The following is a 22,182-nucleotide window of genomic DNA, read 5'->3' on the forward strand; positions in this document are numbered from 1 at the left end:
CGCATAGCCGCCCAACGGGACATCGATCGGTCCCTGGGCGGTCTATACTTTGATAAGAGGGATCTGCGACGCGACGCGGACGAGCGTCACACTGTCGGACGGCGATAAATCTGGCGTCTCTCCCGAGCGAGACCGACCGACGTCAAAGCGTCAGCGGCAACCCGGTTCTCGGGCTCCGGCTTCCGGCACGGCGCGGTCCGCACCAGCCCCGACAGGGATGAGGGCGGGAAGCGGCATCCGTCCTTCGTCCTCGATCAACCTCATCGCCGCCCCCGTACATCACTCTATGTATATATTCTGACACGTCCGCTCTAGGGCGGCTCGCTCCGTTCGCGCTCAACAATCATCTGAAGCATGTCCAGTCAACCATATCGTTTGATAATTTTTAACGGTAAATGTCGTGCCGTACCGATTCAGTCCAGAAAAGATCAGCGGCGGGCCGGGTGGCCCGCCGCTGCTCCGCCCCGACAATGAACGCGAAACCTCAGGCGCTGAGGGGCAGGGCAGGGCGGCCCGCCAGGGCCTCTGCCAGGGCGCCCGCAACGGCGTGGACGGTGTCGTCGCCCATGCCGGAATAGAGCGGCAGCAGGATGCAGCGGTCGCGCGCGGCCTCCGAGTGGGGCAGGGGCGCGCGCAATCTCAAGTCGGCATAGGCCGGTTCGAGATGGATGCACATCACGCCGCGGCGGCTGGCGACGCCGCGATCGAGCAGGCCCTGCATCACGGAAACTTGATCGGCACCGTCGTCCAGGCGCACGGCGTAGCTCTGCCAGTTCGACCGGGCCCAGTCCGGTTCGACCGGGATTGCGAGGGCCAAGCCCGCCAGGGCCTCGGCGTAGAGCCCGGCGAGGCGCCGGCGCTCCGCCACGATGGCGTCGAGCCGCGCGAGCTGCACCCGGCCGATCGCCGCCTGCAGGTCAGTCAATCGGTAGTTGTATCCCATCGTCGGGTAGTCTTCGAAGACCACCGCCCGGCTGGCGTGGCGGGCGACGTCCGAGACGCCCATCCCGTGCTGGCGCCAGAGCCGGAACTGGCGGTCGAACGCCGCGTGGCGGGTCGTCAGCATGCCGCCCTCGCCGGTGGTGAGGATCTTGCGTGGGTGCATCGAGAAGCAGGCGACGTCCCCGAGCGGCCGGCCGATCCGCTGCCATTCGCCGTCGATCCGGATCTCCGAGCCGATCGCGCAGGCGGCGTCCTCGACGAGGCGGATCCCGTGCCGGCGGGTCATGCCGATCAGCCGGGCCATGTCGCAGGGCATGCCGATCTGGTGCACGGCGAGGATCGCCCGGGTCCGCGGCGTGATCGCGGCCTCCGCGAGATCCGGGTCGATGGTGAGGGTGACGGGGTCGATGTCGACCAGCACCGGCTCGGCCCCGCATTGCCGGATGGCGTTGGCGCAGGCGATGAAGGTGTGGCTGACGGTGATCACCTCGTCGCCGGGCCCGACGCCGGCGGCGAGCAGGGCCAGATGCAGGCCGGTGGTGCAGTTCGAGACCGCGCAGGCATGGGGGGCGCCGACGGCCTGCGCGAACTCGGTCTCGAAGGCGCCAACCTGCGGCCCCTGGGTGAGCCAGCCGGAGCGGATGACGGCGCTCGCCGCCTCGACCTCGGCTTCGCCGAGGCTCGGCTTGATGATCGGGATCACGAGGCGAGCTCCATCACGAGGGCGGGGGCGGCGGGCTTGCTGTTGGCCCGCCACCAGGCGACCAGGGCGTCGAGGCCCTCGTCGAGGCCGATGGCCGCCTGGAAGCCGGTCAGCTCGCGGGCGAGGCGTGTGTCGGCGAGACGCCGGGGCACCGGGTTGACGCTGCGCTCGGCCTCGTGGACCGGCACCAGGTCCGGCCGGCCCATCACCGCGGCGAGGCGTTGCGCCAGTTCGAGGAGCGAGGTCTCTTCCGAGCGCCCGACATTGAGCGCCACGTCGCTCGCCGGCGAGAGCGCCGCCAGGATGTTGGCCCGGGCGACGTCGCGCACGTCGATGAAGTCCATGGTCTGGAGACCATCGCCAAAGATCAGCGGCGGGTCGCCGCGGGCGATCCGCTCCATCCAGCGGATCAGGACTTCGGTGTAGCGCCCGTGCAGGTCCATGCGCGGGCCGTAGACGTTGAAGTAGCGGAGCGCGACGTAGTCGAGCCCGTTCATGTCGTTGTACGAGCGCAGCAGACCCTCGCCGAAGCTCTTGGCCGCGCCGTAGAGCGTGCGGTTGCCGGAATGCGCCTCGGTTTCGAGCGTCGGGAAGGTCGTCGCCATGCCGTAGACCGAGGCCGAGGAGGCGTAGACCACCTTGCCCACAGCTTCCGAGACGCAGAGCTCGACGAGCGATGCGGTGGCATCCACCATCACCTCGATCGCCTCGCGCGGCTCGGCGGCGCAGTGGGTGATGCGGAGCGCCGCCTGGTGGAAGACGGTGTCGCAGCCCGCCACCAGCCCGGCCATCAGGTCGCGGTCGCGGATGTCGCCGATGACGAGCTCGACCGCGCCGGAGGCCATGGCACCGGACAGGTTCTCGGTCCGGCCCCGGATCAGGTTGTCGACCACCACTATCTCGCGGCAGCCGCGCGCCACCAGGAGGTCGACGATGTGGGAGCCGATGAAGCCGGCCCCGCCGGTGACGAGGACGCGGCCCAACTCACGAGAGGGCTCACACGGCTTCAGCATAACCATCTCCCAGGCTGTCGGTGAGGGCCGAAACGACGGTCGCGATCTGGCGCTCGGTGATCTCGGGGAAGAGCGGCAGGGACAGCCACTCGCCGGCCAGCGCCTCCGAGACCGGGCAGGGCGTGCCGAGGCGCACGCAATCGGCGTAGGCCGGCTGGTGGTGCACCGCCTTCGGGTAGTGGATGCCGGTGGCGACGCCCATCTCCTGCATCCGGGCTCGCACCGCGTCCCGGTCCGGCACCCGCACGGCGTAAACGTGGTAGACGTGGTCGCGCCCGCCGGCCTTCGGCGCCTTGAGGCCAGCCTGGGCCAGCAGCGCGTCGTAGCGCGCGGCGGCCCGCCGCCTCCCGTCCGTCCAGCCGTCGAGGTAGCGCAGCTTCACCCCGAGGGCCGCCGCCTGCACGGTGTCGAGGCGGTAGTTGAAGCCCGGGCGGACGTGGTTGTAGCGCCCCTCCTGGCCCCAGTCGCGCAACGAGCGCAGGGTCTTGGCGAGGTCGGGATCCGACGTCGTGATCGCCCCGCCCTCGCCGCAGGCGCCGAGATTCTTGCCCGGGTAGAAGCTGAAGCAGCCGACCGTCCCGAACGCGCCGGCCTTCCGTCCGCCGCGCTCGGCGCCGTGGGCTTGGGCTGCATCCTCCACCACCGTGATGCCGTGGCGCTCGGCGATCGAACAGATCGCCGCCATGTCGGCGAGGCGCCCGTGCAGGTGCACCGGCACCACCGCGCGGGTACGGGGCGTGATCGCCGCCGCGAAGGCCGCCGGATCCATGGTGTAGGTCTGGGGATCGACGTCGACCAGGACGGGCTTGGCGCCGGCATAGAGGATCGCCGCGACGGTGGCGACGAAGGTCATGCCGACGGTGATCACCTCGTCGCCGGGGCGCACCCCGGCGGCGATCAGCCCGAGATGGAGGGCGGCGGTGCCGGTCGACACCGACACGGCCTCGGCGGTCCCGCAATGGGCGGCGAAGTCGCGCTCGAAGGCGGCGACCTGAGGCCCGAGCACGTAGGCGCCGCTGCGGAGCACCGCCAGCACCGCCTCCTCCAGGGGCTCCTGCACGGCCCGGTACTGGGCTTCAAGGTCGAGAAGCGGGATCATCAGGCGGCCCTCAGGGGAGACAGGTCGATCGGATGGCCGCGCTGGGCCAGGGATTGCGAGGCGGCCTCGAGCAGGCGCACCACGCGCAGGCCGCTCTCGCCGGAGGTGAGCGGCACCTCGCCGGTGGTGATGCAGCGGGCGAAGTGCTCGATCTCGGTGACGAGCGCTTCCTTGACCGGGATGTGCGGGGTCCAGACGTCGCCCATGCGGTAGGACGGCAGGATGCGCCGGATCTCCTCCTGCGAGGGCCGCTCGTCGATCTCGACGCCGCGGTCGTAGACCTTCACCTTCTCGCTCGGCTCCATGTCGTCGAACACGATCATCCGGCGGCTGCCGCCGATCAGGGTGCGGCGGATCTTCACCGGGGCGAGCCAGTTCACGTTGAGATGCGCGGTGACCCCGCCCTCGAGGTAGAGGGTGATGTGGGCGAGGTTCTCCGGGCTGCCCTTGATGTGGCCGGCGCCGGTGGCGGAGATCGCCAGGGTCTCGGCCGGCAGCAGGTAGTCCAGGATGGCGAGGTCGTGCACCGCCAGGTCCCAGATCACGTTCACGTCGTCCTGGAACAGGCCGAAATTGATCCGCGTCGAGTCGTAGTAGAACAGGTCACCGGTGACGCCGGTATCGATCAGCTCGCGGATCTTCTGGACCGCGCCGGTATACACGAAGGTGTGGTCGACCATCAGCGTGAGGCGGCGCTTGGCCGCCTCCGCCACGAGGCGGGCGGCCTCGCGGGAAGTCGGGGTGATCGGCTTCTCGACCAGCACGTGCTTGCCGGCCATGAGGGCGGCAAGCGCGATCTCGTAGTGCAGCTTGGTCGGCGTCGCGATGGCGATCGCGTCGATCTCCGGATCGGCCAGCATCCGCTGCCAGCTCTCGTCGATCGTCACGCCTGGGTGGCGGGTGGCGGCCCGGGCTTGCGCGGCCGGCGACGGATCGGCGATCGCCTTCAGGGTCGTGCCGTTCGCCTCCGCGACGCAACGGGCGATGTTCGGCCCGAAATAGCCGTAACCGATGACTCCGATCCCGATCATGACGCCTCCACGAGGTTGAGCAGGGAAGAGGGGTGGGAGAGGGGGGCGGGCGCGGCATCGCCGGCCCGGGCCTGGCGGCCGGCTCTGGCGGGCACGCCCGCCACCTCGGCGCCGGGCGGCACGTCGCGGGTCACGACCGAGCCGGGGGCGATCCGGGCGCCCGCGCCGATCGAGAGGCCGCACAGGATCGTGGCGTTGGCGCCGATGACCGCGCCCGCCCCGACCCGGGTCGTCTCGAGGGTCCAGTCCTCCGGCCCCATCAGGGTGCCGGCGGCCGTGACGGCGCGGGGATGGCGGTCGTTGGTGAACATCACGCCGGGACCGATCGCGACGTCGTCCTCGAGGCTCACGCCCTCGCACAGGAAGGCGTTGGCGCCGATCCGGCAGCGCGCCCCGACGGCAGCGCCGCGCTGGATCTCCACGAAGGGCTCGATCCGGGTGCCCGGCCCGACCGTGCAGCCATAGACGTTGACGAGGGCGGGATCGACGAACTCCGCGCTGGCATCGATCCTCGCATTCACGACCGGCATTCCGTCCCCCGTCGCATCCCAGTGACGGGACGCTAGGCGGCCGGCGCAGCCAAGTAATCGTGCCAATGCGAGGGTACGCGTTACACCCTAATCACCCCGATCGACGTCAGAACGGTCCAGTCATTCTACCGCTTCGGATGTAGAGACCGGCGAGAAAACCAATCCGGCGGGGAGCGACGCCTCGCCGTTTTCCGCTCTGGGCAGGGGATGCCTTCGATTCCGACACTCGTCGGCGAAGGAGCACCGACATGCCGACCTTAGCGGACAAAGCCCCGACCTGCGTGGTCCGGGGCCTGAGCTTCGACGCCCTGGCGACGGCCCTGACGAGGGGCCGGACCACGGTCTTCACCCTCAACACGATGCATCTGCGGCTCCTGGGCCGGGAGCCGGAATTCCGCGAGAGCTATCGCCAGGCCTCGATCGTCACCCTCGACAGCAACCTGCTCAACACCGTCTTCCTGCGCCGGCGGATGACGGTGGCGACCGGCAGCGACCTCGTGCAGCACCTCTCGGCCCGGCGCTCCTTACGCGACCGCTCGGTCCTGGTGATCGGCAACGTGAGCGCGGAGGAGGCATCCGCCGTGATGGCGAGCCGGCGCCTCGACGTCGTGCGCCCGCCCTTCGGCTTCATCCACGACCCGGCGGCGGTGGACGATGTCATCGCCCGGGTGCGGGAGGCCGCGCCCGACATGGTGTTCATCGCCGTCGGCGCGCCGCAGAGCGAGATGCTCGCCCTGCGCCTGCGCCGCGCCGGCCTCGCCGAGCCGTCGATCCTGTGCTGCGGCGCGGCGTTCGAGTTCGCACTCGGCAAGCAGACCCGCTCGCCGGTCTTCCTGCGCCGCACCGGCCTCGAATGGGCCTGGCGGCTCGCGAGCAACCCGAGGCGGCTCGCCGGACGCTACGCCTCGGATGCCGGCTTCCTCCTCTCGATGCTGGGCCCGCTGACCCGGCTCGCCCGCTCCGGCGCGCTCAAGGTCGGCGGCCTGCACTTGCAGTTCCGGCAGGAGACCGGCCTGGCGCGCAAGGCCGGGTTCGGGCCGGGGGCGCTCGGGGCGGGGTAGATCGAGGAGCGGCTTCAGCCGAGGCAAGTCAAACTCGCGCTCTCATCACCGCTTCACCACGTCATCCCGGGGCTCGACGCAGTCGAGAACCCGGGATCCATAACCGCTGACAATATAAGGCCGAACTGAACGCGCTCCGCTTCATCCTGATGCGTCGGCGTTTATGGATCCCGGGTTCCGCTGCGCGGCCCCGGGATGACACGGCGGGGATCATCACCGTCTCGGACAATCGAATCGGCTCTGAAACGCAAAAAGGCCGCCTCGACCCGATCGGGGAGACGGCCTCTTCGATTTCGCGATCTGCGAAAATTCTTACTCCGCGGCGGCGGGCTTCTTGGTCTTGCCCTTCTCGGCGCCGCGCTCGGCGCGCTCGGCGATGCGGGCCGACTTGCCGCGGCGATCGCGCAGGTAGTACAGCTTGGCGCGACGCACCTTGCCGCGACGGACCACCTTGATCGAATCAATGTTCGGCGAGTAGATCGGGAAGACGCGCTCAACGCCCTCGCCGTACGAGATCTTGCGGACCGTGAAGCTCTCGTTGATGCCGCCGCCCGAGCGGGCGATCACGACGCCCTCGTAGGCCTGGACGCGGCTGCGCTCGCCTTCCTTCACCTTGACGTTCACGATGACCGTGTCGCCGGGCTCGAAGTCGGGGATCGTCTTGTTGAGCTGAGCGATCTGCTCCTGCTCGAGCTGCTGGATGATGTTCATCGGTCAAACTCCTGCCGTCGCCGCCGCGCCCCGGGATGGGATCCAGCGTCAGGATTTCGGCGTCCTGTTGTGAGTTGCCGGCTCCTTACAGGAACGGCCGCGGCTTGTCGACACGCACCGGCACGGCATTTTCGCGGCGTAGGATCGGCCGGGCCGGGGAACCGGACGGCGCGGGCCGTGTTGCTTCGGCTCGGCGCGGCGCTACCCCCCGGTGCCGGCCGCCCCTCTGGACTCGCACGTCCGAGGACCATACGGAGGACCATCCACCATGCTGATGCGTTGGAAGATCGCCGGTCTCGCTGCCCTGGCGTTCGGCGGTCTCGCGGCCGCTCCCGCGAGCGCGGCCCCGGCCGGGCCCGGCCTCGCCGGCCTTCTCGCCCCCGAGGCACCGGTGACGCAGGTCGCGCAGGGCTGCGGCCCCGGCTTCGCCCGCGGGCCATAAGGCCGCTGCCGGCCGATGTACGGCCGCCCCTTCTACGGTCCGCCGCGGGTCTACGGCCGCCGCTGCTTCATCCGCCCGACGCCGTACGGGCCGCGCCGGATCTGCCGGTTCTGATCGGCGACGCGTGACGATCCGGGCGGGGTTCGCAGGAGCCCCGCCTCAAGCCGCCGGCTGGAGCGCCTGCTGCCCTTCAGTCGCGAACCGTCGTCCAGCGCAACAGAACATTGTTCCCCCCTTTCCCGGACGACTGAAGCGTCAGCGGAAGGAGATCCGGGATCCAGCACAAAAAATCGCGAAGCGTCCGTCCGTTTGCAACGTTGCAATGTGCAGAGCCGCTTCGCGGCACTTCTCCCCTGGATCCCTGCTCTCCTTCTACTTCGTTCCGGTCGTCCGGGAAAGGGCAGCGTGGGGTGAGGGTTGCTTCACTCCACCCCTGGCCGGAATGCCACCAGCGCCATGTCGTCCCGACGCGGCTCCGCTCCGCGATGGACGGCGAGGGCCGCCTCCAGGGCCGCCACCTGCGAAGGCAGGGGCATATCCTGGTGCCGCCCCAGAATCTCGGCGACGCCGCGGTGGCCGAGGAGCCGGCGGGACGCCCCGCCCATCTGGTCGCTGACCCCGTCGGTCATGAGGAAGAAGGTCGGGGAACCGCGCAGCGGAATCTCCACCGCGGCGATCGGCTCCTCCCGGCCGGTGCGCCGGTAGCCCAGCCCGTGGCGCCGGCCCTTGATCCGGGTGGTCCCGCCATCGGCGAGCACCGTCAGGGCGAGGCCGGCGCCGGCGAAATGCACGACCCCGTTCGCCCGGTCGACGACGCAGATCCCGCAATCGAGGCCGTCATCCGATCCGTCGGGCACGCTCGTCTCTTGCTGCAACTCTTGGCGCAGCCGCGCCCGCACCACGCCGTCGAGGGCGGCGAGGATCGCGTCGGGACGGCGCAAGCCCTGGTCGTGGAGGATCCGGTCGAGGGCGGTCGCGACGATCAGGGTCAGGAAGGCGCCGGGCACGCCGTGGCCGGTGCAATCGGCCACCACCACGATGCCGAGGCCGTCGATCTCCTCGATCCAGTAATAGTCGCCGCCGACGACGTGCAGCGGCTCCCACAGCACTGCGACCTCCAGGCCGGCCCCACTCAGTGCGGCGGGCCCCGGCAGCACCGCCTGCTGGATGCGGCGGGCGTAGCCGAGGCTCTCCATCACGAGGCCGTTCGCCTCGGCGAGGCGGGCATGGGTGCGCTCCAGCTCGGCCAGCAGGTGGCGGGCCTCGTCGCCGCTCTTCAGCCCCTCGACCATGCGGTTGAAGGCGGCGGAGATGTCGGCGATCTCGCGGCTCGGCCGCCGGCGGCCGGCGAGGTCGACGGTGACCCACCTCTTGTGCTCGACCTCTCCCATGGCGGCGAGGAGCCGGCGCAGGGGCGCCAGCACGTGGCGGCCGACCGCGAGCCGCAAGGAGAGGGCGAAGGCCAGGATCAGCGCCAGGCTGGCGCCGAGCACCATCACGATCTGCTTCTCGGCATTGGCCCGCAGGCCCTCCGCCGACAGGACCAGGGTCAGGCTGCCGGCGGGCTGGGCGGCCGGGCCGGGCTCGACCTCGGCCGAGACCTGGATGCGCTCGAAGCTGCGCCCCCGCGGCTCCTCGCCGAGCCGCCCGACCACGCCCCCCGCGGCGTCGCGCAGCAGGGCGAAGCGGAAGGCGGGATCGAGGGCGAGCGCCTGGAGCTGCGAGGCGTGGTCGCCGGTCCAGCCCGGACGGGCCAGCGCCCGGGCGGTCATGTCCGCCATCATCTGGGCGCGCCCGCCTTCGATCCGGATCTGGTCGCCGTAATTGACCCAGGCGATCACCACCTGGGTCGCCAGCACCACGGCGGCGATCACCGGCGACAGGCGCAGGAACAGGGTATGGGCGAGGCCGTCGAGGTTGCGGCCCCGCGCGGCGCCCCGCAGGGCCCCGGGGCGCATCGTGTCGGCGCCGCCGTCCTGCGTCGTCGGCACCTCGGTGAAGCCGAGATCGGCGAGCGCGTCGCCCCGGCGCATCGGCCCGGCGCCGCGCAGGGAACCGCCGCGGCGGGGTGCTCCGTCCGCCAGAGGTTCGCCGCTCAAGCCCGGACCTCCGGGGAGGGGGCCTGCTCGACCCGGTTGCGGCCGCCATGCTTGGCGCCGTAGAGCGCCGCGTCGGCCCGGCGCATCGCGGCTTCGAGGCTCTCCTCCGGCCCGGATGCGGCCAGCCCGATGCTGACCGTGATGCCGATCGGCCCGCCCTCGGTGGCGACCGGGTTCGCCGCGACCGCCGCGCGGATGCGCTCGGCGATCAGGGCCCCGTCCTCGGGTCCGGTCTCGACCAGGAGGATCGCGAATTCCTCGCCCCCGAGGCGCCCGACCGCGTCGAGGGAGCGCAGGGCCGAGCGGCAGGCGGCCACGAAGGCGATCAGCGCCGCGTCGCCGGCGGCGTGGCCGTGGCTGTCGTTGACGAGCTTGAACCGGTCGAGGTCGAGCATCAGCAGGCAGGCCCTCTGCCCGGGGCGGCGCGGCCAGTCGCGGGCGCAGACCTCCAGGAAGCGGCGGCGGGCGAGCGCCCCGGTGAGCGGGTCGGTGTCGGCGAGCCGGCGCAGCTCCGCCTCCAGGCGGGCGCTGGTCTCGATCTCGCCCGAGAGCGCCTCGTTGAGGGTCTGCAGGTCGCGTTGCTGCTCGGCGAGGCGCTTGTTGGCCTTCTGCAGGTCGGCCTGCATCCGGTCGCTCAGGCGCACCAGCCGGCGCTGCTCGCGGTAGCCCCGGCGATAGGCCTCGGCCAGCACCTTCACCCCGTCCGCGACCGCGGCGAGCTGGGTCAGCATCACCTCGGTCCGGTCGAGGACGGCCTCCTCGTTGTCGAACAGGCTGAAGACGTTGGCCGGCGCGGCGGCGCGCTTGCCGCCCTCGCTCCGCTGGCCGGCCCCGTCATGGTCTCCGTCGGGATGGCCTCCTGCGGGCTCCCGGGGCGCGCCGCCGTCGGTCGTCGCGATCCGCCCGGTCGTGCGTCCGCCCTGGCCCGCCCTGGTCGTCATGCCGCCGTCTCCTGCACCATCTCGAACCGGGCATGCGAGAAATCTGCCGCGAAGTCCTCGCCGGCCTCCGCGATGGTGTCGTCGCCCTCCGCGTAGAGCCAGCGGATCGTCACGTCGCGGCCCGCCTCGGCGGCGTCCTCAAGGGGCATGAACAGGTTCATCAAGGCCTTGGCGCTCGACGAGTTGAAGTACGACAGGGCGACGTCGACGATCAGCGCGCCGCCCTCCTCGTCGAGGCAGGCGCGCAGGGCCTGGAGCAGCGGGCCGTAGAAGGCCGCGGCATCCTCGGGGTAGGATTCGCCGCGCAGGAGCAGGCGCCCGGCGGCGAAGTCGAAATCGACCAGCGGCGAGCGGCTGGTGGCGGGGATCTGGATCCGGTCCATGTCGCAGCGCCTCAGATGAAGGCCTTGAGGCAGAAGAACGCGCGATCGTCGCCGCGCGCCTGGAAGTCGTACTCGACCGGGGCGCTCGAGCGCCGGGCGATCTCGATCAGCCCGATGCTGCCGCCGAGGCTGCCCTCGTCGGCGGGCTGGCGCAGCCGCTCGCGGTAGTACTTCTTCAATTCGTCGCCCGACAGGCCGGCGATGTGGTCGAGCCGGGCGCGCAGGGTCGCGACGTGCTCGCCCGGCACCTCGTTGCCGCAGGCGACGAAGAAGCGGCCGTCCTCGATCCCGACCACGATCAGGCCGGCGCTCACCATGCCGCCGGCGGGCGAGCCGTGCGGCACGAGCTTGTCGGCGGAGTAGCGGATGACGTTCTGGGCCTGCTCGACGAAGATCGAGAACACGCGCTTGGACACCGCCGCGTCGGTGTCGCCCTGCTGCATGCGCAGCTTCAAGACCTCCCCGAGGGAGAACAGCACGTTCTCGGACAAGTCGCCGCCGAACGACAGGATGATGCCGTTGCGCCGGGACGCCTCGTGGAACGCCAGGAAGTCAGTTGCGAGCACCGCTCTCTCCCGCCCGGGACACCACCGGCCCGAGACCTTCGGCCCGGGCCGCCCGCAAATCGGGGTGCGGGCCCGCCGGACGCCATGTTAGCCCACAGAGGCTGACCAGAGTGTTACTGCGCCGGTCAAGGGAAGTCCCGCGCCGAGTCGAAGAAAAAGTCGCCGAGTGGTCGTCCGGGCGCGATCTCCGGCCAGAATGCGCTGAAAAAATTCGCGATCTGCTTTCCGGTTGTGCAAACGAGGTCGATCCTGCCTCAGGGACAGGTCCCGCGCGAAGCGGTCGATCGGGGCGATAGCCGGATTCGCCCCGCTTGCGAAGTCCCAGCCCCGGGGATTTTTCCGGCCGCCGATTCGTACCGGCGGCCTCGAGGCCGCACTAGGGTCTCCGATCTCATCCCCGCCCCTTGCGGCGGGCCGGCCGCGCGGGCAGCATCGCGGCGGCGGAGCGCGTCCGGGCATGGTCGGGATCAAGCGGCGCCGGTCCTTCGAGGCCGGGCATCGGCTCAAGTTCATGGTGCTGGTCGACGAGACGCCGGAATGCGACCGCGCGGTGCATTTCGCCGTGCGCCGGGCGGCGCGGATCGGGGCCCGGGTGGTGATGCTGGCGGTGGCCGAGCCGCCCGAGACGATGGAGTGGCTCGGCGTCGGCGACGCGATGCGGGCCGAGGCCGAGGCCGAGACGGCCGCGCGCCTGGAGGCGCTGGCGGCGGCGGCGCGGCAGGCCGCGGGCGTCGATCCCGAGCTGGTGGTGCGCACCGGCGAGCGCGCCGACGCGATCCTGCGCCAGATCGAGGCCGACGAGGATATCGGCTTCCTGGTGCTCGCCGCCGCCCCCGGCACCGACGGGCCGGGGCCGCTCGTCACCTCGATCGCCGGGCGCAGCGCCGGCAGCTTCCCGGTGCCGGTGGTGATCGTGCCCGGCGCCCTGAGCGAGGCGGAGATCACGGCGCTCGCCGGATGAACCCCTGCTCCGGGCTCTTGCTCCATTGAGCTTTCGCCCGTTCGGGTCCACATCTGCCGGCAGGCGCGCGGGACCCTGGCTCAGGAACCCGCGCGCCGTTCCCGGCCGGCCTTGAACCGGCGCAGAGAACTATTGTCGAGGATCACCGATGTTCATCCAGACCGAAGCCACCCCGAACCCCGCCACCCTGAAGTTCCTGCCCGGCAAGGTCGTCTTGTCCGACGGCACCTTCGAGGCGCGGGACGAGGGCGCCGCGGCCCGCTCGCCGCTCGCCCGCGCGCTGTTCGGCGTCGAGGGCGTCTCCGGCGTCTATCTCGGCCACGACTTCATCTCGGTGACCAAGGCCGAGGGCGAGCCCGGCTGGCCGCAGGTCAAGCCCGCTGTGCTCGGCGCCATCATGGAGCACTTCATGTCGGGGGCCCCGGTCCTCGAAGCCGGCCACGCCCCGGAGGAGGCGGCCGAGGAGTTCTTCGACGAGGCCGACGCCGACACGGTCGCCACGATCAAGGACCTGCTCGAGACCCGGGTGCGCCCGGCGGTGGCCGGCGACGGCGGCGACATCACCTTCCGGGGCTTTCGCGATGGCGTGGTCTTCCTGGAGATGAAGGGCGCCTGCTCGGGCTGCCCGTCCTCCACCGCCACCCTGCGCCAGGGCGTGCAGAACCTGTTCCGCCACTTCCTGCCGGACGTGCGCGAGGTCCAGGCGGTCTCGTGAGCCGGCGCGGCGCCTGAAACGGCGCCGCTTATCCACCGTCGGCGGTTTCCCCGGCGGCGAGGGATGATCTAAAGGCTGAGCCGAACCGGGCCGCCCCGCCTGACGCGGGGCGGTCCTTCTTGTGTTAACCTGTGCGTGCCATGCTGGGACTCTGGCGGCGGGTCGGCGAACGACCCGGCGCGGCCGGCGGCACGGACCCGGCCGTGGCGTTCAAAGCCCGCGGGCGGCGAGAGGGCGGAGCCTGACGGTGATGCGGATCCTGGCCATCGACACGGCGCTGGAGCGCTGCGCGGCCTGCATCATGGCGGACGATTCGCCCGAGCCCCTGGCCCAGGAGAGCATGGACCTCGCCCGCGGCCACGCCGAGGCGCTGCTGCCCCTCGTCGAGCGGGTGACGGCCCGGGTCGAGGGCGGGTTCGAGAGCCTCGACCGGGTCGCCGTCACGGTCGGCCCCGGCTCCTATACCGGCCTGCGGGTCGGGCTCTCGGCCGCACGCGCCGTGGGCCTCGCCTGCGGCATCCCGGTCGTCGGCGTAACCACCCTGTCGGCCCTGCTGGCGCCGCTCCTCGCCGCCGAGGAGGACTACCTCGGCCAGGGCTACCTGCTGGCCGCCGCGATCGACGCCCGCCACGGCCACGTCTACTTCCAGGCCCTGAGCCAGGACGGCGGCATCGCCGTGCCGCCGACCCTGCTGCCGCTGGCGGACGCCGTGCGGCTCCTCGGGCCCGGCCCCGCGGCGCTCGCCGGCTCCGCCGCCCCGGCGCTCGCCGCCGCGGCGACGGGGCAGGGGCAGCGCGCCGTGGTGCCGCAGGGCCACATCGCCCCGCAGATCGCCTGGGTCGCCTCGCTGGGCCTCGTCGCCGACCCGGCCCACGCGCTGGCCCGCCCCCTCTACCTGCGCGGGCCGGACGCCCAGCCGCAGGACCACGCCCGCCTCGCCCGCCGCTGACGGAGACCCCGATGAAGTGGATGCCGTTCCGCTCCCCCCCGACCGCCCATGTCGCGCCCCTGCTCTCGGCCGACCGGGCCGGGGAGCTCGCGGCGCTCCACGCCACCGCCTTCGCGCGGCCCTGGGAGGCGGACGAGTTCGAGCGCATGCTGTGCGAGCGCGGCCATCGCGCCCACGCCCTGATGCTCGGCACGGTGATCGGCGGCTTCGTGCTCTCGCGCCAGGTGCTCGACGAGGCCGAGATCCTCACCATCGTGCTCGGGCCGGCCTCCCGCGGCGCGGGCCTGAGCCGCCAGCTCCTGCGCGCCCACCTCGTCGCCCTGGAGGATGCCGGCGTGCGCCGAGTCCATCTCGAGGTCGACGACGGCAACGCCCCGGCGCTGGCCCTGTACCACCGGCTCAAGTTCACCGAGACCGGCCGCCGGGCGAGCTACTACGCCCGGCCCGACGGCAGCCGCGCCAACGCGATCATGATGCAGGCGGCGTTGGGGTAGGGGGGCCCGGGCGGTGGACGCTCCGGGCCGGACTTGATATGCGGCGAGGGACGCGCGACGTGCACCGCGCGGCCCTCCCGACAACCTTCCCGAGCCGAGCCCCCGCCGCCTCACCCATGACGTACCTCGTCGCCGGCCTGCGGCTCCTCGCCTACGCCCTCACCTTCGTGCTCCTCGCCGGGCCGCACTGGCTGATCCTGAAGCTCGGGCGCAGCCACCTCGCCGGCCACGCGCCGGCCTGGCTGCACCGGGTCTTCCTGCGCCTGTTCCAGATCCGCATCACCGTCACCGGCACGCCGCCGGCCCCGGGCGAGGCGGCGCTCGTCATCGCCAACCACATCTCCTGGCTCGACATCCCGGTGCTGGGAGCCCTGCGCCCGCTCTCCTTCGTGGCGAAGTCCGAGATCGCCGGCTGGCCGGTGATCGGCACGCTCGCCCGGCTCCAGCGCACGGTGTTCATCGACCGCGCCCGCAAGCGCCACACCGCCGTGGTCAACACCGAGATGAGCCGGCGCCTGCGCGACGGCGAGCTGATCGTGCTGTTCGCCGAGGGCACCACCGGCGACGGGACGCGGCTCCTGCCGTTCCGCACCTCTCTCGTCGGCGCCGCCCGGGCGGCGATCACCGAGGGCGGGCTCGACCGGGTGCGGCTCCAGCCGCTCTGCATCGCCTATACGCGCCGCAACGGCCTGCCGCTGACCCGGACCGAGCGCCCCGAGATCGCCTGGTACGGCGACATGGAGCTCGGCCCCAGCGTCAAGCTGTTCTTCGAGCGCGGGCCGATCGACGTCCGGGTGACCTGGGGCGAGCCGATCGCCTTCGCGGCCGGGACCGACCGCAAGGCCGCGACCGCGCGCGCCGAGGCCGCGGTGCGCCGCGCCCTCCAGGAGGCGGTGACCGGCCGCGCGCCCGTGCCCGAGCCGGACCCGCTGCCTGCGCCGATGCCGCGCCCCGCGCACGAGGCGCCGCCTATTCTCATTCCGGCCGCGACGGCTTAAATGAATGGGACGCGGCCCCTTCGGGCCGCCGCCGCATCCGATCATCTCATCCCTTCAGGGCCGGTTCGTTGAAGAAAGCGTTCGTCAAATCCTACGGCTGCCAGATGAACGTCTACGACGCCTCCCGCATGGTCGACCTGCTCGGCCGCGAGGGCTTCGTCGAGACCGGCACTGTCGAGGAGGCCGACGTCGTCGTCCTCAACACCTGCCACATTCGCGAGAAGGCGGCGGAGAAGGTCTATTCCGAGCTCGGCCGGCTGCGCGTCCTGAAGGGCGAGCGGGCGGAGGCCGGCCGTGACACCACGGTGGTGGTGGCAGGCTGCGTCGCGCAGGCCGAAGGGCGCGAGATCCTGAACCGCGCGCCGGGCGTCGACGTGGTGGTGGGCCCTCAGAGCTACCACCGCCTGCCGCAGCTGCTCGCGGCGTCAAAGGACGGCCGCGTCGTCGACACCGAATTCCCGGTCGAGGACAAGTTCGACCACCTGCCGCTGCGCCGCACCCCGGGCGTCTCGGCCTTCCTCACGGTGCAGGAGGGCTGCGACAAGTTCTGCGCCTTCTGCGTCGTGCCCTATACCCGTGGTGCCGAGGTGTCGCGCCCGGTGGAGAAGATCGTGGCGGAGGCCGAGCGCCTGGCGGCGGCGGGTGCCCGCGAGCTGACCCTGATCGGCCAGAACGTCAACGCCTATCACGGCGCGGGTCCTGACGGGCGCGACTGGACGCTCGGGGAACTCTTGCACCGCATCGCCGCGATCTCAGGGATTCTGCGCCTGCGCTACACGACCAGCCACCCGCGCGACATGGACGAGGCCCTGATCGCGGCGCATCGCGACCTGCCGGCCCTGATGCCCTACTTGCACCTGCCGGTGCAGTCGGGCTCGGACCGGATCCTGCACGCGATGAACCGCAAGCACGACGGCGACACCTATCGCCGCATCATCGACCGGGTGCGGGCGGCCCGGCCCGACATCGCGCTGTCCTCCGACTTCATCGTCGGCTTCCCGGGCGAGACCGACGCCGACCACGCCGAGACGATGCGGCTGATCGCCGATGTCGGCTTCGCCAGCGCGTTCTCGTTCAAGTACAGCCCGCGCCCCGGCACGCCGGCGGCGGAGAGCGACGACGCGGTGCCGGAGGCGGTGAAGAGCGCCCGGCTCGCCGAGCTGCAGGCGCTGCTGGAGCGCCAGCGCCAGGACTTCAACCACGCCACGATCGGGCGCACCGTGCCGGTGCTGCTGGAGAAGCCGGGGCGGCATCCGGGCCAGGTCGCCGGCAAGTCGCCCTATCTCCAGGCGGTGCAGATCGAGGGCGACGTCTCGGCGATCGGCACCGTGATCCCGGTGCGGATCACCCGGGCCGGCTCGAACAGCCTGTTCGGCGAGGCGATCACCGAAGCTCCGGCACCCGTGACGACGGCCGATGCGGCCGCAGCGACGGCCAATGCGGCCGCACCGGCCGCCGCGTGAGGAACGACAGGATGGCGACGGGAGAGGCGGGCGGGCGCGGGCCGAGAGGGCGCGACTCCGCGCGCGAGCGGGAGCTCGCCCCGCGGGCGGTGGCGGGCCTGAGCGAGGCGGCCGAGATCGCCCTCACCTTCGACGACAACCGCCTGGCGAGCCTGGTCTTCGGCCAGTACGACCAGAACGTCGCCCATCTCGAGCGGCGGCTCGGCGTGGTGGCGACCGCGCTGGGCAACCACGTCGTGGTCAAGGGCCCGCCCGACTCGACCGAGCGGGCGCGCCGGGTGCTGGAGCTGCTCTATTCCCGCGTCCGGGACGGGGGCGGGATGCCGCTCACCCTCGGCGACGTCGACGGGGTGATCCAGGAATCCTCGCTCCAGGGCAACCTGTTCTCGCCGGCCGAGGCGCCGGCGGACGGCGAGCGGCCGTCCTTCGACCAGATCGCCACCCGCCGCCGCGGCGGCGTGCGCGCCCGCAACGCGGCGCAGGACGCCTACATCAAGGCGCTGCGCGCCCACGAGCTGGTCTTCGCCGAAGGCCCCGCCGGCACCGGCAAGACTTGGCTCGCCGTCGGCTACGCGGTGTCGCTGCTGGAGCAGGGCCACGCCGAGCGGCTGATCCTGTCGCGCCCGGCGGTCGAGGCCGGCGAGCGGCTGGGCTTCCTGCCCGGCGACATGCGCGAGAAGGTGGATCCGTACCTGCGCCCGATCTACGACGCCCTCTACGACTTCATGGAGGCGCGCCACGTCGACCGGGGCCTCCAGACCGGCATGATCGAGATCGCGCCGCTCGCCTTCATGCGCGGGCGGACGCTGACCAACGCGGTGGTGCTCCTCGACGAGGCGCAGAACACCACCTCGATGCAGATGAAGATGTTCCTGACCCGGCTCGGCGAGAACTCGCGCATGATCGTCACCGGCGATCCGAGCCAGATCGACCTGCCGCCGGGCCAGAAATCCGGCCTCGTCGAGGCGGTGCGGATCCTGGACGGCGTCGAGGGCATCGGCCGGGTCACCTTCCGGGACGTCGACGTGGTGCGCCACGACCTGGTGCGCCGGATCGTCACGGCCTACGAGTCGGACGCGCACGAACACCGTGACGAGCCGGCCCAGCGGCCGACGCCGCCGCGCCGGGGGCCGCTGCCGTGAGCCAGCAGAAACTGAGCGACGAAAACGAGATCGACGTGGCGATCGAGGACGAGCGCTGGGAGACCGTCGCGCCCGACCTCGAAGGCTTCGTCGCGACAGCCGTCGAGGCGGCGCTCGCCATCGTGCCGCCGGGCGGGCCGATCGAGATCAGCATCGTGCTGACCGACGATCCCGCGGTGCAGGAGCTGAACCGGACCTGGCGGGGCAAGGACAAGCCGACCAACGTGCTGTCCTTCCCCAACGAGCAGCCGCATGGCGGCGGCCCGCGCCTCCTCGGCGACGTGGTTCTTGCGTATGACACACTCCTGCGCGAGAGTGGGGAGCAGTCCAAGCCCCTCGACCACCACCTCGCCCATCTCGTGGTTCATGGCACGCTGCACCTCCTCGGTCACGACCACGAGCTCGGCGACGCCGAGGCCGACGCCATGGAGGCGTTGGAGGTCGCGGCCCTGCGGCGCCTCGGCGTGCCGGACCCGTATGGCGACGCGGCGGTCTAGGCCGCGGACGCCCTCACCCCAGACGCGAGAGACATGAGCAACGATCGAAGTCGCAGCGCCGCCGCGACCGCGCAGGCGATCCCGGAGGACGACAGTCCGGGGCGCGAACCCTGGTATGATCGCCTTCTGAACATCTTCCACCTGAAGACGCGCGACGCCCAGCGCGATGGCCTCTCGGACGCCCTCGCCGAGGTGCAGAATAGCGATCACCCGGTCTCCGCCGTCGAGCAGGCGATGCTCAAGAACGTGCTGAGCCTCCACCGGGTGCGGGTCGACGACGTCATGATCCCCCGCTCCGACGTGGTGGCGGTCTCGATCGACACCGCCCTCGGCGACCTGCTCAAGGTTTTCCGCGGCGCCGGCCATTCCCGCCTGCCGGTCTACGGCGAGAGCATGGACGACCCCCGCGGCATGGTCCACATCCGCGACTTCGTCGATTACTTGGCGAGCCGCGCCGAGTCCGGCGGCGACCGCCTGCCCGATCTCGCCGGGGTCGACCTCGCGGCGACGCTGGCCACCACCCGCATCCTGCGCCCGGTGCTGTTCGTGCCGCCCTCGATGCCGGCGATCGACCTGCTCGCCCGGATGCAGGCGAGCCGCACCCACATGGCCCTCGTCATCGACGAGTATGGCGGCACCGACGGCCTGATTTCGATCGAGGACCTGATCGAGGTCGTGGTCGGCGACATCGAGGACGAGCACGACGTCGCCGAGACCCACCGCGTCCTCAAGGTCGACGGCGAGAGCGAGATCTTCGTCGCCGACGCCCGCGCCAGCCTCGACGACGTCGCCGAGGCGACCGGTGTCGACCTCGCGGCGGCGGTGGGGGAGGCGGCTGAGGAGGTCGACACCCTCGGCGGCCTGATCGTCACCCTCGCCGGCCGGGTCCCGGCCAGGGGCGAGGTCATCGCCGTGCCGGGCGACTTCGAGGTCGAGGTGCTGGATGCCGATCCGCGGCGGATCAAGCGCCTGCGCATGCATCGCGGCCTCGCCCGGCTCGAAGGGCCGGAGGCGCCGCTCGCCCTGCCGCCGCCCGGCGGCGAGGCCGTGCGGGCCGATTCCGCGGCCTGAACCCCGGCCCGCGCGTCGCTCGCGGCCTTGCCCTTCCGGGCGGGCCGCGGGACCGCGCAGGCGGGCGGCCGGGGCCGGAGCGGCCATGATGTAGAAACAATGACCTGAGAGGAACGGGCCGCGCGGTTCCGCTCGGGAGCCGTCCACGAGCCCGCTTGTCATGCACGACACCGATACCGGCGGGGCGGCGCTCGCCCTCCCGGCAACGTCCTTCGGCTTCGCGCCGCTCGCCCACCGCATCGCCCTCACCGCCGGCTGGACCCGCCTCGCCCTGGCCTGGCTCGCCGGGGCCTGCGGGGCGCTGGCGATGCCGCCCTTCGGCGTCCTGCCCGCCCTCTGCATCGCCCTGGTGCCGGCGGTCTGGCTGCTCGACGGGGCGGCCACCGCCTCCTCGCGCCTCGGACGGCGCGCCGGCACGGCTCTCGCCGCCGGACTGATCGGCTGGGCCTGGGGCTTCGGCTACCTCACCGCCGGCCTGTGGTGGCTCGGCGCCGCCTTCCTGGTCGAGGCCGACCAGTTCGCCTACCTGATGCCGCTCGGCGTGCTCGGCCTGCCGGCCGTGCTGGGGCTGTTCTACGGCGCGGGCTTTGCCGTCGCCCGTCTCCTGTGGTCGCCGGGGCCTGGCCGGATCGCCGCGCTCGCCTTCGGCGTCGCCGGCGCCGAGTGGCTGCGCGGCCACCTGTTCACGGGCTTTCCCTGGAACACGCTCGGGATGGCGCTCGGCCAGAACCTCTGGCTGATGCAGGCGGCCTCGGTCGTCGGGCTCTACGGGCTCACCGTGCTGGCGGTGCTCTGCGGCGCGGCGCCCGCCACCCTCGCCGATGGCGACGGACAGGCCCGGCGGTGGGGACCGCCCGCCGGCGCGCTCCTCGTCCTCGCGGTCCTGGGCTTCGGCGGCGCGTTGCGCCTGCCGGCCGGGCCGATGCCGGAGGTGCCCGACGTGCGCCTGCGCCTCGTCCAGGCCAACATCCCGCAGGATGCCCGCTTCAACCCGCGCAACCGCGAGGGCATCCTCGAGCGCTACCTAGGGCTCAGCGACAGCGCCACCGCGCCGGACCGGCAGGGCCTCTCCGACGTCACCCACCTGATCTGGCCGGAATCCTCGTTCCCGTTCCTGATCCAGCGCGATCCGCAGGCGTTGCGGCGGATCGGCAGCGCGCTGCCGCCCGGCACGCTCCTCGTCACCGGCGCGGCGCGGGCCGACGAACCGCTGCCCGGCGAGCGCCTGCACTTCTACAATTCGATCCTGATGATCGGGCAGGACGGCCTCGTCGGCGGGCGCTACGACAAGCTCCACCTCGTGCCGTTCGGCGAGTACCTGCCGGGCCCGGTCGACAGCCTGCTGCGGGCGCTCGGTCTCAAGCAGTTCGTGGCGGTGCCGGGGGGCTTCACCGCCGGCGAGGCGCATGAGCGGCCGCCGCTCGCGGTGCCGGGCCTGCCGCCGGTGGCGCCCTCGATCTGCTACGAGGCGATCTTCCCCGGCGCCGTCGCCTCGCACCGGGAGCGGCCGGGCCTGCTCCTCAACGTCACCAACGACGGTTGGTTCGGCGACACGCCCGGTCCGCGCCAACACTTCGCTCAGGCGCGCCTGCGCGCAGTCGAGGAAGGGATTCCTCTGGTGCGGGCCGCCAATACCGGGATCAGTGCGGTGGTCGATCCTTACGGCAGGGTGACGGGCATGTTGTCGGTCGGGACCGAGGGCGTTCTCGACCGAAACCTGCCGAGAAACCTTAGGGAAAGTACAGCGTACGTACGATTCGGCGATGTTTTTTTCACCATCATGCTCTTAGGGTGCGGGGTGATGGCCCTGGTGGCGCGCGTCCGGCGCGCGCCCGTCCCGCCCCGCGGAGCGTCGATGTGAAGAAGGCACCCGATCCGGTTGATCGTCATGTCGGGCACCGCGTGCGCGTCAGGCGGCTTCTCGTCGGCGTGAGCCAGGAGAAGCTGGGCGACGCCCTGGGCGTGACGTTCCAGCAGATCCAGAAATACGAGAAGGGGACCAACCGGATCAGCGCCAGCCGGCTGCGCCAGATCGCCGACATGCTCGGCGTGCCGGTGAGCTTCTTCTACGAAGGGGCGCCGCGCGCGGATGGCGGGCGAGAGGAGGGGGCGGCCGAGCCCACCTCCGACCTCGCCGCCACCGACGTGTTCTGGACCAGCCAGGACCTGCAGCTGGTGCGCGCCTTCCAGCGCATCACCGACCACCAGGTGCGCCGGCGCATCATCAGCCTGGTCGAGGCGATCGGCGCCGGCACCGCGCCGCCGGACGCCACCGAGTGACGGATCCGGCGGGCCGGGGTTGCAAAGGTTTCGCTGCCCACCCCGACGCCGCCGCGATATGACCCTGCCGAACGCGCGCACAAGCGCGACG

The 22,182-nt window shown here is 71.8% G+C and carries 23 protein-coding genes; 13 read left to right on the forward strand and 10 right to left on the reverse strand.

Annotation, left to right across the window (positions count from 1 at the left end; translation table 11 throughout):
- Positions 1-484: 484 nt before the first annotated feature.
- The 5 genes from BM430_RS13910 to BM430_RS13930 are packed head-to-tail and all read right to left on the reverse strand — an operon-like array spanning position 485 to position 5,318.
- The gene (locus BM430_RS13910; RefSeq protein WP_093567858.1) at positions 485-1,645 is read right to left on the reverse strand and encodes a DegT/DnrJ/EryC1/StrS family aminotransferase; all 1,161 of its coding nucleotides are present in this window, start codon (positions 1,643-1,645) and stop codon (positions 485-487) included.
- Complete coding sequence (locus BM430_RS13915; protein ID WP_244539490.1) at positions 1,642-2,628, reverse strand: NAD-dependent epimerase/dehydratase family protein; 987 nt, start codon at positions 2,626-2,628, stop codon at positions 1,642-1,644. Before BM430_RS13915 ends, BM430_RS13910 begins: the two co-directional genes overlap by 4 nt.
- A 13-nt stretch (positions 2,629-2,641) precedes the next feature.
- Entirely contained in the window at positions 2,642-3,757 is a 1,116-nt protein-coding gene (locus BM430_RS13920; RefSeq protein WP_093567860.1) for a DegT/DnrJ/EryC1/StrS family aminotransferase, read from the reverse strand.
- Positions 3,757-4,788, reverse strand: coding sequence for a Gfo/Idh/MocA family protein (locus BM430_RS13925; RefSeq protein WP_093567861.1), 1,032 nt, complete (start codon positions 4,786-4,788; stop codon positions 3,757-3,759). The genes BM430_RS13920 and BM430_RS13925 overlap by 1 nt, the downstream gene beginning before the upstream one ends.
- A complete protein-coding gene (locus BM430_RS13930) occupies positions 4,785-5,318 on the reverse strand; it encodes an acyltransferase (RefSeq protein WP_093567862.1) in 534 nt (177 codons plus the stop codon). The genes BM430_RS13925 and BM430_RS13930 overlap by 4 nt, the downstream gene beginning before the upstream one ends.
- A gap of 248 nt (positions 5,319-5,566) precedes the next feature.
- Here BM430_RS13930 and BM430_RS13935 point away from each other — a divergent pair, with 248 nt between their 5' ends.
- Positions 5,567-6,379 carry a WecB/TagA/CpsF family glycosyltransferase gene (locus BM430_RS13935; protein WP_093567863.1) on the forward strand — a complete coding sequence of 271 codons (813 nt, stop codon included), beginning with the start codon at positions 5,567-5,569 and terminating at the stop codon, positions 6,377-6,379.
- 312 nt (positions 6,380-6,691) lie between these two features.
- On the opposite strand, the gene rplS is transcribed toward BM430_RS13935, so the two are convergent.
- Complete coding sequence (gene rplS, locus BM430_RS13940) at positions 6,692-7,090, reverse strand: 50S ribosomal protein L19 (protein ID WP_093567864.1); 399 nt, start codon at positions 7,088-7,090, stop codon at positions 6,692-6,694.
- Between the two features lie 268 nt (positions 7,091-7,358).
- On the opposite strand from rplS, the gene BM430_RS35685 reads away from it, so the two are divergent.
- Positions 7,359-7,532, forward strand: a complete 174-nt coding sequence (locus BM430_RS35685; protein ID WP_348273081.1) for a GCG_CRPN prefix-to-repeats domain-containing protein — start codon at positions 7,359-7,361, stop codon at positions 7,530-7,532.
- 422 nt (positions 7,533-7,954) lie between these two features.
- Here BM430_RS35685 and BM430_RS13950 read toward each other — a convergent pair whose 3' ends face one another.
- The 4 genes from BM430_RS13950 to BM430_RS13965 are packed head-to-tail and all read right to left on the reverse strand — an operon-like array spanning position 7,955 to position 11,521.
- Positions 7,955-9,631 (reverse strand): SpoIIE family protein phosphatase, encoded by a 1,677-nt coding sequence (locus BM430_RS13950; protein ID WP_244539491.1) that lies wholly within the window; start codon positions 9,629-9,631, stop codon positions 7,955-7,957.
- Entirely contained in the window at positions 9,628-10,572 is a 945-nt protein-coding gene (locus tag BM430_RS13955) for a GGDEF domain-containing protein (protein WP_093567865.1), read from the reverse strand. The genes BM430_RS13950 and BM430_RS13955 overlap by 4 nt, the downstream gene beginning before the upstream one ends.
- Positions 10,569-10,955 (reverse strand): DUF1987 domain-containing protein, encoded by a 387-nt coding sequence (locus BM430_RS13960; RefSeq protein WP_093567866.1) that lies wholly within the window; start codon positions 10,953-10,955, stop codon positions 10,569-10,571. The genes BM430_RS13955 and BM430_RS13960 overlap by 4 nt, the downstream gene beginning before the upstream one ends.
- An 11-nt stretch (positions 10,956-10,966) precedes the next feature.
- The gene (locus BM430_RS13965) at positions 10,967-11,521 is read right to left on the reverse strand and encodes a SiaB family protein kinase (protein ID WP_093567867.1); all 555 of its coding nucleotides are present in this window, start codon (positions 11,519-11,521) and stop codon (positions 10,967-10,969) included.
- 457 nt (positions 11,522-11,978) lie between these two features.
- Here BM430_RS13965 and BM430_RS13970 point away from each other — a divergent pair, with 457 nt between their 5' ends.
- The 11 genes from BM430_RS13970 (at position 11,979) to BM430_RS14020 (ending at position 22,091) form a co-directional block, all read left to right on the forward strand.
- Positions 11,979-12,482, forward strand: coding sequence for a universal stress protein (locus tag BM430_RS13970; RefSeq protein WP_093567868.1), 504 nt, complete (start codon positions 11,979-11,981; stop codon positions 12,480-12,482).
- A gap of 148 nt (positions 12,483-12,630) precedes the next feature.
- Positions 12,631-13,197, forward strand: coding sequence for a NifU family protein (locus BM430_RS13975; RefSeq protein ID WP_093567869.1), 567 nt, complete (start codon positions 12,631-12,633; stop codon positions 13,195-13,197).
- A 250-nt stretch (positions 13,198-13,447) separates the two neighbouring features.
- Positions 13,448-14,146: a tRNA (adenosine(37)-N6)-threonylcarbamoyltransferase complex dimerization subunit type 1 TsaB gene (gene tsaB, locus BM430_RS13980; protein WP_093567870.1), complete on the forward strand. Its 699-nt coding sequence runs from the start codon at positions 13,448-13,450 to the stop codon at positions 14,144-14,146.
- An 11-nt stretch (positions 14,147-14,157) separates the two neighbouring features.
- Positions 14,158-14,640, forward strand: a complete 483-nt coding sequence (locus tag BM430_RS13985) for a GNAT family N-acetyltransferase (RefSeq protein ID WP_093567871.1) — start codon at positions 14,158-14,160, stop codon at positions 14,638-14,640.
- 116 nt (positions 14,641-14,756) lie between these two features.
- Positions 14,757-15,638 (forward strand): lysophospholipid acyltransferase family protein, encoded by an 882-nt coding sequence (locus BM430_RS13990; protein ID WP_093567872.1) that lies wholly within the window; start codon positions 14,757-14,759, stop codon positions 15,636-15,638.
- Between the two features lie 68 nt (positions 15,639-15,706).
- Complete coding sequence (gene miaB, locus BM430_RS13995) at positions 15,707-17,101, forward strand: tRNA (N6-isopentenyl adenosine(37)-C2)-methylthiotransferase MiaB (RefSeq protein WP_093567873.1); 1,395 nt, start codon at positions 15,707-15,709, stop codon at positions 17,099-17,101.
- 11 nt (positions 17,102-17,112) lie between these two features.
- Positions 17,113-18,243 carry a PhoH family protein gene (locus BM430_RS14000; RefSeq protein WP_093567874.1) on the forward strand — a complete coding sequence of 377 codons (1,131 nt, stop codon included), beginning with the start codon at positions 17,113-17,115 and terminating at the stop codon, positions 18,241-18,243.
- Positions 18,240-18,740, forward strand: a complete 501-nt coding sequence (gene ybeY / locus BM430_RS14005) for an rRNA maturation RNase YbeY (RefSeq protein WP_244539492.1) — start codon at positions 18,240-18,242, stop codon at positions 18,738-18,740. Before BM430_RS14000 ends, ybeY begins: the two co-directional genes overlap by 4 nt.
- A 33-nt stretch (positions 18,741-18,773) precedes the next feature.
- The gene (locus BM430_RS14010) at positions 18,774-19,811 is read left to right on the forward strand and encodes a hemolysin family protein (protein WP_093567875.1); all 1,038 of its coding nucleotides are present in this window, start codon (positions 18,774-18,776) and stop codon (positions 19,809-19,811) included.
- 160 nt (positions 19,812-19,971) lie between these two features.
- Positions 19,972-21,672 (forward strand): apolipoprotein N-acyltransferase, encoded by a 1,701-nt coding sequence (lnt, locus tag BM430_RS14015; RefSeq protein ID WP_093567876.1) that lies wholly within the window; start codon positions 19,972-19,974, stop codon positions 21,670-21,672.
- Positions 21,669-22,091, forward strand: coding sequence for a helix-turn-helix domain-containing protein (locus BM430_RS14020; protein ID WP_093567877.1), 423 nt, complete (start codon positions 21,669-21,671; stop codon positions 22,089-22,091). The genes lnt and BM430_RS14020 overlap by 4 nt, the downstream gene beginning before the upstream one ends.
- The last annotated feature ends 91 nt before the right edge of the window (positions 22,092-22,182 follow it).

The sequence above is a fragment of the Methylobacterium sp. 174MFSha1.1 genome (genome assembly GCF_900116815.1).
Classification (GTDB): Bacteria; Pseudomonadota; Alphaproteobacteria; order Rhizobiales; family Beijerinckiaceae; genus Methylobacterium.